This window comes from Amycolatopsis bullii, from assembly GCF_014654205.1.
In the GTDB taxonomy this organism is placed as follows: Bacteria; Actinomycetota; Actinomycetes; order Mycobacteriales; family Pseudonocardiaceae; genus Amycolatopsis; species Amycolatopsis plumensis.
Genome location: NZ_BNAW01000007.1, coordinates 104,277 through 119,075 on the forward strand (window position 1 = coordinate 104,277; position 14,799 = coordinate 119,075).

At 72.2% G+C, this 14,799-nt stretch carries 15 protein-coding genes; 11 read left to right on the forward strand and 4 right to left on the reverse strand.

Features of this window, described 5'->3' with window-relative positions; translation table 11 throughout:
* Nucleotides 1-8: 8 nt before the first annotated feature.
* Nucleotides 9-761 carry an IclR family transcriptional regulator gene (locus IE317_RS11930; protein ID WP_191309323.1) on the reverse strand — a complete coding sequence of 251 codons (753 nt, stop codon included), beginning with the start codon at nucleotides 759-761 and terminating at the stop codon, nucleotides 9-11.
* A gap of 154 nt (nucleotides 762-915) precedes the next feature.
* Between IE317_RS11930 and IE317_RS11935 the strand changes: the two genes are divergently transcribed.
* The 5 genes from IE317_RS11935 to IE317_RS11955 are packed head-to-tail and all read left to right on the forward strand — an operon-like array spanning nucleotide 916 to nucleotide 6,127.
* Nucleotides 916-1,737, forward strand: coding sequence for an MIP/aquaporin family protein (locus tag IE317_RS11935; protein ID WP_191309325.1), 822 nt, complete (start codon nucleotides 916-918; stop codon nucleotides 1,735-1,737).
* A 14-nt stretch (nucleotides 1,738-1,751) separates the two neighbouring features.
* On the forward strand, nucleotides 1,752-3,266 hold the full coding sequence (gene glpK, locus IE317_RS11940; RefSeq protein WP_191309327.1) for a glycerol kinase GlpK: 1,515 nt from the start codon (nucleotides 1,752-1,754) through the stop codon (nucleotides 3,264-3,266).
* A 17-nt stretch (nucleotides 3,267-3,283) separates the two neighbouring features.
* Entirely contained in the window at nucleotides 3,284-4,972 is a 1,689-nt protein-coding gene (locus IE317_RS11945) for a glycerol-3-phosphate dehydrogenase/oxidase (protein ID WP_191309330.1), read from the forward strand.
* A gap of 60 nt (nucleotides 4,973-5,032) precedes the next feature.
* The gene (locus tag IE317_RS11950) at nucleotides 5,033-5,845 is read left to right on the forward strand and encodes a hypothetical protein (RefSeq protein WP_191309332.1); all 813 of its coding nucleotides are present in this window, start codon (nucleotides 5,033-5,035) and stop codon (nucleotides 5,843-5,845) included.
* Nucleotides 5,846-5,866: 21 nt separating this feature from the next.
* Nucleotides 5,867-6,127 (forward strand): hypothetical protein, encoded by a 261-nt coding sequence (locus IE317_RS11955; RefSeq protein ID WP_191309334.1) that lies wholly within the window; start codon nucleotides 5,867-5,869, stop codon nucleotides 6,125-6,127.
* Here the strand turns inward: IE317_RS11955 and IE317_RS11960 are convergent.
* A complete protein-coding gene (locus tag IE317_RS11960; protein ID WP_191309336.1) occupies nucleotides 6,111-6,992 on the reverse strand; it encodes an aminoglycoside phosphotransferase family protein in 882 nt (293 codons plus the stop codon). The two genes, IE317_RS11955 and IE317_RS11960, sit on opposite strands and share 17 nt — an antisense overlap.
* 91 nt (nucleotides 6,993-7,083) lie before the next feature.
* Here IE317_RS11960 and argG point away from each other — a divergent pair, with 91 nt between their 5' ends.
* The gene (gene argG / locus IE317_RS11965) at nucleotides 7,084-8,529 is read left to right on the forward strand and encodes an argininosuccinate synthase (protein WP_191309338.1); all 1,446 of its coding nucleotides are present in this window, start codon (nucleotides 7,084-7,086) and stop codon (nucleotides 8,527-8,529) included.
* Nucleotides 8,530-8,589: 60 nt separating this feature from the next.
* On the opposite strand, the gene IE317_RS11970 is transcribed toward argG, so the two are convergent.
* A complete protein-coding gene (locus IE317_RS11970) occupies nucleotides 8,590-9,597 on the reverse strand; it encodes a medium chain dehydrogenase/reductase family protein (RefSeq protein ID WP_191309340.1) in 1,008 nt (335 codons plus the stop codon).
* A 77-nt stretch (nucleotides 9,598-9,674) separates the two neighbouring features.
* Nucleotides 9,675-10,244, reverse strand: a complete 570-nt coding sequence (locus IE317_RS11975) for a TetR/AcrR family transcriptional regulator (RefSeq protein ID WP_191309342.1) — start codon at nucleotides 10,242-10,244, stop codon at nucleotides 9,675-9,677.
* Between the two features lie 200 nt (nucleotides 10,245-10,444).
* On the opposite strand from IE317_RS11975, the gene IE317_RS11980 reads away from it, so the two are divergent.
* The 5 genes from IE317_RS11980 (at nucleotide 10,445) to IE317_RS12000 (ending at nucleotide 14,798) form a co-directional block, all read left to right on the forward strand.
* Nucleotides 10,445-11,020, forward strand: a complete 576-nt coding sequence (locus IE317_RS11980; RefSeq protein ID WP_191309344.1) for a DUF6801 domain-containing protein — start codon at nucleotides 10,445-10,447, stop codon at nucleotides 11,018-11,020.
* 199 nt (nucleotides 11,021-11,219) lie between these two features.
* A complete protein-coding gene (locus tag IE317_RS11985; RefSeq protein WP_191309346.1) occupies nucleotides 11,220-11,798 on the forward strand; it encodes a papain-like cysteine protease family protein in 579 nt (192 codons plus the stop codon).
* Nucleotides 11,795-12,559, forward strand: a complete 765-nt coding sequence (locus IE317_RS11990; RefSeq protein ID WP_191309348.1) for a hypothetical protein — start codon at nucleotides 11,795-11,797, stop codon at nucleotides 12,557-12,559. The genes IE317_RS11985 and IE317_RS11990 overlap by 4 nt, the downstream gene beginning before the upstream one ends.
* A 49-nt stretch (nucleotides 12,560-12,608) precedes the next feature.
* Complete coding sequence (locus IE317_RS11995) at nucleotides 12,609-13,664, forward strand: Lrp/AsnC family transcriptional regulator (RefSeq protein WP_229902653.1); 1,056 nt, start codon at nucleotides 12,609-12,611, stop codon at nucleotides 13,662-13,664.
* An 18-nt stretch (nucleotides 13,665-13,682) separates the two neighbouring features.
* Nucleotides 13,683-14,798: a serine hydrolase domain-containing protein gene (locus IE317_RS12000; protein ID WP_191309350.1), complete on the forward strand. Its 1,116-nt coding sequence runs from the start codon at nucleotides 13,683-13,685 to the stop codon at nucleotides 14,796-14,798.
* The last annotated feature ends 1 nt before the right edge of the window (nucleotide 14,799 follow it).

Here is a 14,799-nt window from a genome sequence, read left to right on the forward strand (position 1 = left end):
CCCTCCCTTCACCATCGGGACGCACCCAGGTCCCGGGAGACCGCGCGTGCCGCGTCGCGGACGTGGCCGAGCAGCCGGGTGCTCGGGCTGCCGTCCGGCTCGCAGATCCGCTCCACCGCGCCGGACACCCCGATCGCGCCGACCACGATCCCGCCGTGGCCGCGGATCGGCGCCGCGATCCCGGCCTCACCCGAGATCATCTCGCCGTTCTCCGCCGCCCAGCCCGCCTCCCGTACCTTCGCACACGCCCGCTTGATCGCCGTCTGGGTGACCAGCGTGCGGCGGGTGAACGGCTCGGGATCGGCCTTCAGCGTCGTGTCGTAGGCCAGCAGGACCTTCCCCAGCGCCGTCGCGTGCAGCGGCAGCAGCGTGCCGACGTCGAGGGTCTGCAGGCTGTCGTCCGGCCGGAACACGTGGTGCACGACCAGCACCCGGCCCTCCAGGGGCGCGCCGATCCGGACGGCCTCACCGCTGCGGGCGGCCAGCGCGTCGGCCCAGTTGATCGCCCGGGAGCGCAGCTCGTTGACGTCGAGGTAGCTCGTGCCCAGGTGCAGCAGCGCCGCGCCGAGCTGGTACTTGCCCGTGTCGCGGTCCTGCTCGACGAACCCGACGCCCTGCAGCGTGCGCAGGATGCCGTGCGCGGTGCCCTTCGCCAGTTCGAGGGACTCGGCGATCTCGCCGACGCCCAGGCGCCCCGAGCCGCGCGCCAGCAACCGCAGGATCGCGGCGGCGCGCTCGATGGACTGGATCGGACCGGGCACCGCGAGACCCTAGCCCGACCGGCCGCGATTCGACAATGTCGAACATCCACTTCGGCCGTTCGACAATGCCGACCGCCGTCCGTTGACCCTCCCGACCAGCGAACTTAACTTTCATCCACCAATAGGGGGACAAGGTCCTTTGTGGAGGAAAGCAATGGTGCGAAGCCTCAAGGCCCGTGGACTCGCCGGCGAAATGGCCGCCGAGTTCGTGGGGACGATGATCCTCATCCTGTTCGGGTGTGGCGTGGTGGCGCAGGTCGTCGCCGCGGGCATCGGGGACCACGACAGCATCGCCTGGGCCTGGGGCCTCGGCGTCACGCTCGGTGTTTACGTCGCTTCGCGGATCAGCGGCGCGCACCTGAACCCGGCGGTGACCATCGCGCTCGCGGTGTTCAAGGGCTTCGAGTGGCGCAAGGTCGCCCCGTACGCCCTGGCCCAGACCGCCGGCGCGTTCCTGGCCGCGCTGCTGGTGCGCTGGAACTACACCGAGGTGCTCAACGCCAAGGACCCGGGGCTGACGATCAAGACCCAGGGCGTGTTCTCCACCCTTCCGGGTAACGGCACGCTGCCCGTCGGTGACTGGGGTGCCTTCCGCGACCAGATCATCGGCACCGCGATCCTGCTGATCGTCCTGTTCGCCATCACCGACCTGCGCAACACCTCGCCGGGCGCGAACCTGGCCCCGGTCGTCGTCGGCTTCCTCGTCGTCGCCATCGGCATGGCCTGGGGCACCGACGCCGGCTACGCGATCAACCCGGCCCGTGACTTCGGCCCGCGCCTGGCCTCCTGGCTGACCGGCTACGACACGGCGTTCACCGACCAGTACGGCTTCCCCTACTGGTGGATCCCGATCGTGGCGCCCGTGATCGGCGCTCTGATCGGCGGCGCGATCTACAAGTTCCTCATCGAGCGGTTCCTGCCCGCGGGCGAGCCGCTGGACGCCATGCCCGCCAAGGACCTCGAGCCCGCCAACTGAGTAGGAGCACGACCATGCCGGACTTCGTCGGTGCCGTGGACCAGGGCACGACCAGCACCCGCTTCATGATCTTCGACCACGGCGGCAACGAGATCGCCCGCCACCAGCTCGAGCACGAGCAGATCCTGCCCAAGCCGGGCTGGGTCGAGCACGACGCCACCGAGATCTGGGAACGCACCCGCTCGGTCATCGCGACCGCGCTCAACAAGGCCAACCTGACGGTCGGCGACCTGGCCGCGCTCGGCATCACCAACCAGCGCGAGACCACCGTGGTCTGGAACCGCCGCACCGGCCGCCCGTACGGCAACGCGATCGTCTGGCAGGACACCCGCACCGACCGGATCGCCTCCGCGCTCGAGCGCGAGGGCAAGGGCGACATCATCCGGCGCAAGGCCGGCCTGCCGCCCGCCACCTACTTCTCCGGCGGCAAGCTGCAGTGGATCCTGGAGAACATCCCGGGCGTGCGCGAGGACGCCGAGAAGGGCCACGCCCTCTTCGGCACCACGGACACGTGGCTGATCTGGAACCTGACCGGCGGGCCGGACGGCGGCGTGCACGTCACCGACCCGACCAACGCCTCCCGCACCATGCTCATGGACCTGGAGACCCTCGACTGGGACGACGAGCTGCTGTCGTTCTTCACCGTCCCGCGGCAGATGCTGCCGGCGATCCGGCCGTCGTCCAACCCGGGCTTCGGCACCACCCGCACCGGCGGCCCGCTCGGCGGCGAGGTCGCCATCACCGGCGTCCTCGGCGACCAGCAGGCCGCCACCGTCGGCCAGGTCTGCTTCCGGCCCGGCGAGGCCAAGAACACCTACGGCACCGGCAACTTCCTGCTGCTCAACACCGGGCAGGAGCTGGTGCGCTCCCAGCACGGCCTGCTGACGACGCTGTGCTACCAGTTCGGCGACGACAAGCCGGTCTACGCCCTCGAAGGCTCGATCGCCGTCACGGGTTCCGCGGTGCAGTGGCTGCGCGACCAGCTGGGCATCATCAGCGGCGCGGCCCAGAGCGAGAGCCTGGCCCGCCAGGTCGCGGACAACGGCGGCGTCTACTTCGTCCCGGCGTTCTCCGGCCTGTTCGCCCCGTACTGGCGCTCCGACGCCCGCGGCGCGATCGTCGGCCTGACCCGCGCCACGACGAACGCCCACATCGCGCGGGCCACCCTGGAGGCGATCTGCTACCAGACCCGCGACGTCGTCGAGGCGATGCAGAACGACTCCGGCGTCACGCTGGACGTGCTGCGGGTGGACGGCGGCGTCACCGCCAACGAGCTGTGCATGCAGCTGCAGGCGGACATCCTCGGCGTGCCGGTGTCGAAGCCGGTCGTCGCCGAGACCACCGCGCTGGGCGCCGCCTACGCGGCCGGGCTGGCCGTCGGCTTCTGGAAGTCGACCGACGAGCTCGAGCAGAACTGGAACGAGGACAAGCGCTGGACGCCGTCGTGGAGCGACGAGCAGCGCGCCGAGGGCTACGCGGGCTGGCAGAAGGCCGTCGGCCGCACGCTCGACTGGGTCGACGTGCAGTGAGCAGGAGGAGGAACACCGTGACCCCGCTTTCCCCGCAGTACCGGGCGGAAACCCTGCGGAAGCTGGTCAACGAAGAGGTCGACGTGCTCGTCGTCGGCGGGGGAGTCACCGGGGCCGGCGTCGCGCTCGACGCCGCCTCCCGGGGCCTGGAGACCGCGCTGGTCGAGGCCCGCGACTTCGCCGCCGGCACGTCCAGCCGGTCGTCCAAGCTGATCCACGGCGGCCTGCGCTACCTGGAGCAGCTGGACTTCAAGCTGGTGCGCGAGGCGCTCAAGGAACGCGGCCTGCTGCTGCAGAAGCTGGCCCCGCACCTGGTGCGCCCGGTCAAGTTCCTGGTCCCGCTGCAGCACCGGGTGTGGGAGCGCGGCTACATCGGCGCCGGCGTCACCCTGTACGACACCCTCGGCGGCGCCCGCGCGCTGCCGAGGCACCGGCACCTGTCCAAGCGGGGGGCCTTCAAGGTGGCCCCGGCGCTCGCGGACGACGCGCTGATCGGGGCGATCCAGTACTACGACGCCCAGGTCGACGACGCCCGCCACACGATGACGATCGCGCGGACGGCCGCCGAGCAGGGCGCTTCGGTGCTCACGCGGACTCGCGTCACGTCGCTGCTTCGCGACGGTGAGCGCGTGGTCGGCGCGAAGGTCGTCGACCGCGAGAGCGGCGTGGAGTTCGAGATCCGCGCGAAGACGGTCGTGGCCGCGACCGGCGTGTGGAGCGACGACATGGCGGAGGCGGCCGGGATTCCCGCGCCGTTCACCGTCCGCGCGTCGAAGGGCATCCACCTGGTGGTGCCGCGGGAGAAGATCGATCTGGACACCGGGCTGATCCTGCGCACCGAGAAGAGCGTCCTGTTCGTCATCCCGTGGGGACGGCACTGGATCGTCGGCACCACCGACACCGAGTGGGACCTCGACCGCGAGCACCCGGCGGCGAGCCGCGCGGACGTCGACTACGTGCTCGAACACCTCAACGCCGTCCTGCGTACCCCCGTGACGCACGACGACATCGAGGGCGTCTACGCGGGCCTGCGCCCGCTGCTGGCGGCGAAGGCGGCCGCGACGACCAAGCTGTCGCGGGAGCACGCGGTGGCGCACCCGGTGCCGGGCCTGGTCATCGTGGCCGGCGGCAAGTACACGACCTACCGGGTGATGGCCGCGGACGCGGTCGACGTGGCGGTCGAGGAGCTCGGCCGCCCGGCCCCGCCGTCGTGGACCGACCGGCTCCCGATCGTCGGTGCCGAGGGCTACCACGAGCTGTGGGAGGACCGGTACTCCGTCGCCGCGCGGACCGGCCTGCCGCTGACCCGGGTGGAGCACCTCCTGCAGCGCTACGGCACGCGGATCTGGAACCTCGTCGAGCTCATGGAGGAGGATCCCTCGCTGGCTGCGCCGATCACGGAGACTTCGGAGTACCTGCGCGTGGAGGCGGTCTACGCGGTCTCCCACGAGGGTGCGCTGCACCTGGAGGACGTCCTGACGCGGCGGACGCGCATCTCCATCGAGGAGCGCGACCGCGGCGTGGCGGCGGCGCCCGTCGTGGCGGGTCTGATGGCCCCGCTGCTGGGCTGGGACTCCCACCGCACGGACCGCGAGGTGGCGAACTACCTGGCCCGCGTCGAAGCGGAGCGCTCGGCCCAGGAAGCGCCGGACGACGCGGCGGCGAACGCCACCCGCCTCGCGGCCCCGGCGCTCCTGCCGAGCTAAACCGATCACCGCCGTCGCGCGTGGACACACCGGAACCGACCTGAAGGGGAGGAGCAGGGGATGTTCAGAGGTGTTCTCGCGACGGCGGCGGTGGCGATGGTGCTCACCGCGGTCCCGGCCGGTGCGGACGAACCGGTCGTCCCGGTCGACCTGGGCACGCTGCCCGGGGGACTGAACAGCTACGGAAATGTGGTGTCGAACGACGGATCGGTGTTCGGGACGGCGGTCGACAAGGCGAACAACCCGCGCGGGGCCCGGTGGGACGCGGCAGGCCGGATCACCGAGCTGCTGCCGCAGCCGGGCTACGACACGGTCGACCCCGTCGCGCTCACCGACGACGGGGTGGCGCTCGGGAACTCGATGAAGGCCGACGGGTCCGGCTGGCGGGCGACACTCTGGGGCGCCGCCGGGGTGCCGGTGGACCTGCCGCCGGTGCCGGGCTACCCGTCTTCCAGGGTGGCCGCGATCAACGCCCACGGCGTCGCCGTCGGGTATTCCTACGGCGCTTCGGCTCCGGACACGGCGGTGAAGTGGGACACGACCCGGGGCACGGTCACGGCCCTCGGCGACGGCCGCGGCTTCGCGATCAACGACGCGGGCGCGGTCCTCAGCGCGTACGAGGGGGAGTCGAAGTACTGGGACCCGGCGGGCAACCTCGTGCCGCTGGAAGGCGGCGGCACGCCCGCCGACCTCGACAACGCGGGCACGGTCGTCGGCTCGAGCGGCTCCCACGCCGCGAAGTGGGATGCGGCGGGTCACCTCACCGTGCTCGACACCACCTGGAAGTTCAGTACGGCGGAGCAGATCGGCGAGGACGGGACGATCTACGGCACCGTGGAGGCGGGGGACGGCACCAAGCAGCTGGCCCGCTGAAACCCGGCCGGGCAGCCGACCGTGCCCCCGAACCCGGACGGCGTGTGGACCCGGTTCGTCACCGCGAACGACACGGGCAGCGCGCTCGTGGCCATCGGCTCCGGCCAGTTCTTCGTCTGGGGGCCCGGCGGCGGGTTCACCGCGCTGGGGCGGCTGCCGGACCACCACTGGTGCGGCGCCGAGGACCTCAACGACCGCGGCGCGGTCACGGGCGCCTGCACGGTCCGGGGCCGGGACCTGCACGCCCTGCGGTGGGACCTGCCGGTCATCGGGAACGGGTGAGCACGCCCAGCTCGGTGAGCACGTACCGGGCGTTGGCCGAGATGACCGGGTTCGTGTGCCGGTAGTACGGCAGCTGGATCACGGCCATCGACAGCGCGCGGCCGCGGCCGCGCGCCCAGGTGGCGTCGTCGTCGCCGACGGCGTCGCGGAAGGCGGGCCGGGTGTCCGCGGTCAGCAGGTTCCACGCGGGGATCAGGTCGATCGCCGGGTCGCCCACCCCGGCGGTCGCCCAGTCGAGGACGCCGCTCAGGCGGCCGTCGCGCAGCAGGAGGTTGCCCGGCATCAGGTCGCCGTGCAGCCGGCACGGCGGTCCGGTCCACGGTGGAGCGTCGAACGCCTCGGTCCAGGCCGCGAGGGCCGCCTCCGCGTCGAACGGCTCGTCGGTGCCGCGCAGCTCCTCGATCGCCCGGCGGGTGGCCGTGTCCACGTCGGCCAGCGGCTTCCCGCGTCGGGTCGGGGGACCGTCCGCCGGGTGTGCCCGCAGCGCACGCACGAACTCCGCCAGGTCGCGGGCCGGCGCGTCGCGGCCTTCGCGCGCCGGCGTGCCGTCCAGCCAGCCGTGCACCGCCCACGGCCACGGGTAGTCCTCGGCGGGCTCGCCGACCGCGACGACGTCCGGGACCGCCACCGGCAGCTCGCCGAGGGCGCCGAGGGCCCGGCGTTCCTTCGTGATGTCGGAGGCGCCGCCCGAGGTGAGCGGCAGCCGGACGGTCAGGTCGTCCCCGAGGTGGTACACGGCGTTGACCGTGCCCCCGGAGGCCAGGGGAGTGACCGGCAGGTCCGCCCACCGCGGGAACTGCCCGCGCACCAGGCGCCGGACCAACGTGGTGTCGATGGCGTGCTCATCGGCGTGCATCCGGCCCATGCGATCACCGAACCACGCACGTCAACGGGGTTTTCGTGACCCGGCGCACCCCGGATTGCACGACGATGCATAGCCGTGCATAATTATTCGCATGTCCAAGGTGCTCACTTCCCTGCCCGTCGGCGAGCGTGTCGGTATCGCCTTCTCCGGTGGCCTCGACACTTCCGTAGCGGTCGCGTGGATGCGCGACAAGGGCGCGGTGCCCTGCACCTACACCGCCGACATCGGCCAGTACGACGAGCCCGACATCGAGTCGGTGCCCGGGCGGGCCGGGCAGTACGGCGCCGAGATCGCCCGGCTGGTCGACTGCAAGGAAGCCCTCGTCGAAGAGGGGCTGGCCGCGCTGACGTGCGGCGCGTTCCACATCCGCACCGGCGGCCGCAGCTACTTCAACACCACCCCGCTCGGCCGCGCGGTCACCGGCACCCTGCTGGTGCGCGCCATGCTCGAGGACGACGTCCAGATCTGGGGCGACGGCTCCACGTACAAGGGCAACGACATCGAGCGGTTCTACCGCTACGGCCTGCTGGCCAATCCCTCCCTGCGCGTCTACAAGCCCTGGCTCGACGCGGACTTCGTCACCGAGCTCGGCGGCCGCAAGGAGATGTCCGAGTGGCTGCTCGCGCACGACCTGCCCTACCGGGACAGCACCGAGAAGGCGTACTCGACCGACGCCAACATCTGGGGCGCGACGCACGAGGCGAAGTCCCTGGAGCACCTGGACACCGGCATCGAGATCGTCAAGCCGATCATGGGCGTGGCGTTCTGGGACCCCGAGGTCGAGATCCCCGCCGAAGACGTCACGATCGGCTTCGAGCAGGGCCGTCCGGTGACGATCAACGGCAAGGAGTTCGCCTCCGCCGTCGACCTGGTGCTGGAGGCCAACGCCATCGGCGGCCGGCACGGCCTCGGCATGTCCGACCAGATCGAGAACCGGATCATCGAGGCCAAGAGCCGCGGCATCTACGAGGCGCCCGGCATGGCGCTGCTGCACGCCGCCTACGAGCGGCTCGTCAACGCCATCCACAACGAGGACACCCTCGCCAGCTACCACAACGAGGGCCGCCGCCTCGGCCGCTTGATGTACGAGGGCCGCTGGCTGGACCCGCAGGCGATGATGCTGCGCGAGTCGCTGCAGCGCTGGGTCGGCACCGCGATCACCGGCGAGGTGACGCTGCGGCTGCGGCGCGGCGAGGACTACTCGATCCTCGACACGGCCGGCCCGGCGTTCAGCTACCACCCGGACAAGCTGTCGATGGAGCGGACCGAGGACTCGGCATTCGGCCCGGTCGACCGGATCGGCCAGCTGACCATGCGCAACCTCGACATCGCCGACTCGCGGGCGAAGCTGGAGCAGTACGCGAGCCTCGGCATGGTCGGCGGCTCGAACCCGAAGCTGATCGGCGCCGCCCAGGCCGCGTCGACCGGCCTGATCGGCGCGATGCCCGAGGGTGGCGCCGAGGTGATCGCCTCGCGCGGCAAGACCGACGACGTCGAGCTGCTCGACAACGCCGCGATGGAGTTCGGCACGGACTGATCGCCCACGACCCGAAGGCCACCACGCCCGCCGGATCGGGCACGGTGGCCTTCGGTGCGTTCAGGGGACGAGCACGACCTTGCCGGTCACGGTGCCGGATTCGGCCAGTGCCAAGGCTTTCGCCGCTTCGGCCAGCGGAATGCGCGCGGCCACCTGAGCGTGCAGCTCTCCCCGCACCGCCAGGTCGAAGACGGCCGTCAGGTCTTCGGCCAGCCGCGCGCGGAACCGGGTGAGGTTCCGCTTGCCGGCCCAGATGTTGTAGAAGTGCGTCCGGCGGCGGTTCGGCAGGGCGTTCCACCACAGCAGGCGGGCGAACAGCTTCAGCACCGGCAGCCGCGAGTTGCCCGGCTCGTCCTTGGTGGCCGCGGTGCCGTAGGCGACCAGCGTGCCACCCGGGGCGAGCAGCCGGAGCGAGTCGGCGATACCGGGCCCGCCGACGTGGTCGAACACCGCGTCCACGCCTTCCGGGGCCAGCTCGCGCACCTCGGCGGGCACGTCGCCGCGGTAGTCGACGGCCGTCGCGCCGAGCGCGGTCACCGCGTCCAGGTTCCGGGCCGACGCGGTCCCGATCACCTCGATCCCGGCCATGCGGGCCAGCTGCACCAGGGTCGTGCCGACGCCGCCGTTCGCGCCGTGCACCAGGATCGTCGCCCCGGCGCGCACGCGGGCGATCCGGTGCAGCATCTGCCACGCCGTGATGCCGCTGACGACGAACGTTTCGGCCTCGGCCGCGTCCAGCTCCGCCGGAACCGGCACGAGGTCGGCCTGGGGGAGGACCACGTGGCTGCGCCAGCCGCCGACCTTGGTCAGCGCGGCCACCCGGCGGCCGGTCAGGCCCGGGTCCGCGGCTTCGAGCACGGTGCCGACGACGTCGTAGCCGGGCACGAACGGGAACGGCGGCTGGTCGAAGTACTTACCGCGGCGCATCTGCTGCTCGGCGAAGGAAACGCCGGTCGCCTCCACGCGGACGAGGGCTTCGCCGGCGCCGGGGCGCGGCAGCTCGCGGTGTTCGACGCGCAGGCCGTCCGGCTCGACGAGGCCGGGGAGGACGATCTCGGTGACGGTCATGAAGGATTCTTCCTTGGGTGAGTGACTAGTCAATCACTCGACGGTCGAGAGAACCGGCCTCGCGACGGGGCCGGGTTTCAGCTGGTGCCGGGGTGGCGGATCCCGGCGGAGAGCACGGCGGCCCATTCGCCGGGGTGCTCTTTCAGGTCGAGGGTGGTGATCAGGTGGCAGAGCTGGCCGAAGGCGATGAACCGCTGGACTTCGTCGTCGGTGGCGCCGGAGCGCGACCGGGCGAACTCGGTCACCTTGGCCAGCCCGCGGCGGACGGCGTCGGCGATCTCGGGCGTGTCGGCGGCCGACTGGGCGTGCACCTGCAGCATCAGCAGGTTCCGGTCGGCGATCAGCTCCCCGTAGGCGCTGCCCATCGCGTCGAGGATCTTTTCCGGGTCGGCGTCCCCGACGCGGGCGGCGCCGTTCGAGAGGGCGTGCACGACCAGTTCGTAGCACCGGTCGAGCGCGGCGACGAAGAGGGAAACCTTGCCGGGGAACAGCTTGAAGACGTACGCGGGGGAGATGTCGGCCCGGGCGGCGACCGCGCTGATCGGCGTGCCGTGGTAGCCGCCGCGGGCGAACTCGGCGATGGCCGCCTCGACGACGGCGTCCCGCCGGGCGTCGGAGGTGGAGAGCGTGGCACCGCGTTTCGTCATGTGAGTGACTGTACACTCACTCTCGTCCGCTCGGCAACCGTCCGGCTCCCCGGGGTGCGCGAGCCGAGCGCGGGTGAATGACAAAAAACGGACGGCGCGGCCGGAGGCGCATGACAAATTCCCCGCTTCCCGAAAATCGTCATGGCTGGTTGGGAAGTTTTCCACCTAGTATCCGAAGCCCGACGAGGAAAGGACGAACAATGCTGAAGACCCGACGCCGTGGAATCGGCGTTGCCGCGCTGATGGCCGCCGCGCTCGCCATTGTTTCCGCCGGTCCGGCCGCGGCGGCCGAAAAGACGCTCACCTACCGGGGCGGGTTCCCGCTGATCGGCGACCAGCAGGTCGCCGTGGTGGTCCACGCCGACATCCCGGCGACCGCGACCGCCGGCAGCACGATTTCGGTGCCGTTCAGCCTCGACGTCGACGCCGGCCAGACCGCCGGTGACGGCCTGCGCCTGGTCGGCGCGACCAAGCTTTCCGGCACGATCAAGTCCCAGGTGAACGTCGCGATCGGCGGCCAGTCCGTGGCCATCCCGGTCGAGCTGCCGATCCCCGAGACGCCGGTGCCCGCCGAAGGCAGCCTGAAATTCACCGCGCTCGGCCAGGTCGACTTCACCGTCCCGGCCGGCACCCCGGCCGGCGAGGCGACCAGCAGCGTCGACTCCGCCGCGACCACGCACGTCGTCACCGACAGCGGCCTCGGCGAGTTCGACGTCGCCCTGACGCTCGACCCTCCGGACCAGGACGTCACCCTCGGCACGACGACCGTTTCCTGACCGGCCGCGACGCAGGGGCCGCCGGAATCCGTCCGGCGGCCCCGAGCCGCTGCCGGAATCCGGCACCCCGGAACCGCCGGGATCCGCCGGAATCGTTTCCCGCCAACGCAATCCTCCCTTGGTAGGTACCGGATCACCGGGCCGGCGCGGAGTATTCCGTGCCACCACGTCGAAACCTCACCGGCTGGAGGAGCACTTCGTGAAAACCATCTCAGGAGTCCTTTGTGGACTCGCTGCGGCCACGCTCGTGGCCGTCGCGGTGCCGGCCCCGGCCACCGCGGCCGCGGCGCGGACCGATCTCGGCATCACCATGCAGGCCCAGCAGAAGAACCAGTGGTGCTGGGACGCCAGCGGCAACACCATCGCCGACTACTGGGGTTACTCCCTCACCCAGACCCGCTTCTGCCAGATCGCGCACAACGAATCCGGCAGCGACTGCGCCAACAACCAGGGCTACCTGTCCGACCAGCAGCGCGTGTTCCGGTACCTCGGTTTCACGAACGTCGGGACGTACAACTCGGGCGGCCAGACGCTTTCCTTCACCGGCGTCAAAACCCAGATCGACGCCGGAAAGCCGGTCGGCACGCGCATCGGCTGGCGCTCCGGCGGCGGCCACATGCACGTGCTCTACGGCTACGACAATTCCGGCGGCGCCACCCGCGTCGAATACGGCGACCCGTGGCCGAGCAACAGCCGCTACAACTCGATGAACTACGACACCTACCGCTCGAACAGCCAGTTCCAGTGGACCCACACGCTGTACGGGATCGAGGGATGAGCATGCTGCGGAAAGGACTGGGCGTGGCCGTGCTGGCCGGCGCCACGATGCTCACCACGAACGGCGCCGCGAGCGCGGCGAGCGGACCCGCGGGCGCCCCCACCCCCGCCGACACCGCCGCCATCGAGCAGGTCACCGGCGGTCCGGCCACCCTCGGCCGCCTGGCGAAGACGAAGTTCCCCGGCAGCCACGCGGCGACAGCGGCCCAGCAGGCGGCCGACCCGCGCACGCAGGTCCCGGTCTACGAGCCGACCGCGGCGTTCGTCGCCGGGAAGTCGGACGTCCCCGCCGTCCTCGCCTACGTCGCGGTCCCGGCGCGGACCGGCGACGGCACCGCCGCGACCGTCTGGGCCGAGCGCCAAGGCCCGGCCTGGGCCGTCGTCAACGTCGCCTCCGGCGACTACGAGCGGCAGTACGCCCAGGCCGCGACCGGCGGCTACCTCCTGCACGAACCGCAGGTCAACGCCTGGTACGCGGTGCACGGCGACACCGTGACCGTCCTGGACGGCTCGGTCACCGGCTTCGCCGCGGGCACGAAGCTGTCCCTGGCGGACTACCGCGCGGCGCTGCACGAGCGGTACGCGGACAAGCTGCCGGGCTCGGCCTACGACCGCGACGGCGCGGGCGGCGGCTACGGCGGCCGGGAACGCGCGGTGCCCGCCGCGGACCCCGGCGACGTCCCGGCGCTGCCGTTCGTGCTCGGCGGTGTCCTCGTGCTGGTGGCCGGCGCGGCCGCGGTGCCGCGGCTGCGGCGGCGTTAGGACGGCGAGGGGCCGCCGGCGGTGCCCGGCGGCCCCTTGGCAGCCGATCATGACCAGGTCACAATGCGCCATGCCCGTTTCGCCCGGTGCGCCGGAAGCGGCGCGCCCGGGGTTGAGCGCGCCGGACCTCGCGCTGGTGGAAGCGCTGCAGCGGGATCCGCGGGCGCCGTGGACGCGCCTCGCCGCCGCCCTCGGCACCGACGCGACGACGGCGGCCCGCCGCTGGGAACGGCTGCAGGCCGCCGGGCTGGCCTGGCTCACCGCCTATTCCACCCCGCCGACGACCACGGTCGGCTACGTCGACCTCGCCTGCCGCCCGGACTCCCTCAGCGCACTGACCCGCGAGCTGTGCGGCTGGCCGCCGGTGTTCAGCGTCGAGCGCACGACCAGCCGGTTCGCCCTGTTCCTCGGCCTCGCAGCCCGTGACCTCGACGCGCTGGACGCGCTGGTCACCGGCCGCATCGGCGCCCTGCCCGGGGTGCGGGAGGTCCGCTTCGCCGTCGCGACCCGGGTCTACCGCGAGGGCAGCGGCTGGCTGTTGGACGCGCTCGCCCCGGAGCAGCGGGCGGTGCTCGACGACACCGCGGTGCAGGCCCGGCTGGTCGTCCCGCAGCAGTGGAACGACCGGGGCCTGCGCGCGCTCGTGGAGTCGCTCGGCGAAGACGGGCGGCGCAGCTACGCGGTGCTGGCCCGCGACTGCGGGATGAGCGAGTCGGCGGTGCGGCGCACGCTCGCCCGGATGCTGCGCAACCACGAACTGGACTTCCGGTGCGACCTCGCGCACGTCCCGGCCGGCTGGCCGGTGATCGCGGGATACCGGCTCGACGTGCGGGCGACGGAACTCGATCGCGTCGGCGCGGCGATCGCGCAGCTGCCGGAGACCCGGCTCTCGGCCGCGGTCGTGGGGGAGGGCAACCTCGTCGTGTCGGCGTGGCTGCGGGAGCCGGCCGACTGCACGGCCTACGAGACGCGGCTGGCGGCGGCCGCACCCGGTGCGCGGGTCCTCGACCGCGCGATCACGCTGCGGATGCCGAAGCGGATGGGCCGGCTGCTCAGCCCGCACGGCCTCGGCGGCACCCACCAGGCGATCATCCCGGCCCGCTGAACTAGGGTCGGCACCACCATGAGCCTGCGCGAAATCCTGCAAAGCCACGTCGACGACGGCACGCTGCCCGGCGCGGTGGCGATCGTGGACACCGGCGGCACGCGGGAGGTCGTGGCCGTCGGCTCGGTCGACGTCGAGGGCAGCCGCCCGATGGCCGAGGACACGCTGTTCCGTTTCGCGTCCATCACCAAACCGATCACCGCCGCCGCGGTCCTGGTGCTGGTGGACGACGGCCGGCTCGCCCTCGACGACCCGATCGGCCGGTGGCTGCCGGAGCTGGCCGAGCCGAAGGTCGTGCGCACGCCGTCGAGCGCGCTCGACGACGTCGTCCCGGCGAAGCGGCCGATCACGGTGTTCGACGTGCTCACCAGCCAGGCCGGCTGGGGCTTCCCGTCGGACTTCACGCTCCCGGCCGCGCAGGCGCTGGCCGGGGTCCAGCGCGACGGCCGGGAAGTGCAGAGCTTCCCCGAACCGGACGTCTGGCTCGCGCGGCTCGCCGAGGTGCCGCTGCTCCACCAGCCGGGCGAATCCTGGTTGTACGACACGTGTTCCACGATCCAGGGCCTGCTCGCCGCCCGCGCGTCCGGACAGTCCTTCCCGGAGTTCCTCGCCGAACGGGTCTTCGCCCCGCTCGGCATGACCGACACGGGCTTCGTGGCCGAGCCCGGCCGGTCCACCGCGTTCTACAAGAAGACCGCCGACGGGCTGGTGCTCGCCGATCCGCCGGACGGCCAGTGGGCCACGATGCCCGCGCTGCCGCTCGGCAACGGCGGTCTCGCCGGGACGGCGGGGGACTGGGCCGCGTTCGGCCGGATGCTGGTGAGCGGGGGTGCCGGGGTGCTCACGCCCGAGGCCGTCCGGCTGATGACCACCGACCACACCACCGCGGCGCACCGCGAGATCGGGGCGCTCTTCCTGGACGGCCAAGGCTGGGGGATGGGCGGCTCGGTGGACATCACCGTCCGCGAGCCGTGGCACGTCCCGGGCCGGTACGGCTGGGTCGGCGGAACGGGCACGACCGCCTACGTCGTGCCCGCCACCGGCACGGTCACCGTCCTGCTCACGCAGGTCGGCGAGGACAGCCCCGTGACGCCCAGCTGGATGCGGGACTTCTGGCGCGCCGCGGCCGCGTAGG

What these genes read in the sequence shown, in the direction of transcription:
- IE317_RS11990 (WP_191309348.1), top strand. Translation starts at nt 11,795, where the DNA reads ATGAGCATGCTGCGGAAAGGACTGGGCGTGGCCGTGCTGGCCGGCGCC.
- IE317_RS11975 (WP_191309342.1), bottom strand. Translation starts at nt 10,244, where the DNA reads ATGACGAAACGCGGTGCCACGCTCTCCACCTCCGACGCCCGGCGGGAC.
- glpK (WP_191309327.1), top strand. Translation starts at nt 1,752, where the DNA reads ATGCCGGACTTCGTCGGTGCCGTGGACCAGGGCACGACCAGCACCCGC.
- argG (WP_191309338.1), top strand. Translation starts at nt 7,084, where the DNA reads ATGTCCAAGGTGCTCACTTCCCTGCCCGTCGGCGAGCGTGTCGGTATC.
- IE317_RS12000 (WP_191309350.1), top strand. Translation starts at nt 13,683, where the DNA reads ATGAGCCTGCGCGAAATCCTGCAAAGCCACGTCGACGACGGCACGCTG.
- IE317_RS11995 (WP_229902653.1), top strand. Translation starts at nt 12,609, where the DNA reads ATGACCAGGTCACAATGCGCCATGCCCGTTTCGCCCGGTGCGCCGGAA.
- IE317_RS11950 (WP_191309332.1), top strand. Translation starts at nt 5,033, where the DNA reads ATGTTCAGAGGTGTTCTCGCGACGGCGGCGGTGGCGATGGTGCTCACC.
- IE317_RS11980 (WP_191309344.1), top strand. Translation starts at nt 10,445, where the DNA reads ATGCTGAAGACCCGACGCCGTGGAATCGGCGTTGCCGCGCTGATGGCC.
- IE317_RS11935 (WP_191309325.1), top strand. Translation starts at nt 916, where the DNA reads ATGGTGCGAAGCCTCAAGGCCCGTGGACTCGCCGGCGAAATGGCCGCC.
- IE317_RS11960 (WP_191309336.1), bottom strand. Translation starts at nt 6,992, where the DNA reads ATGGGCCGGATGCACGCCGATGAGCACGCCATCGACACCACGTTGGTC.
- IE317_RS11970 (WP_191309340.1), bottom strand. Translation starts at nt 9,597, where the DNA reads ATGACCGTCACCGAGATCGTCCTCCCCGGCCTCGTCGAGCCGGACGGC.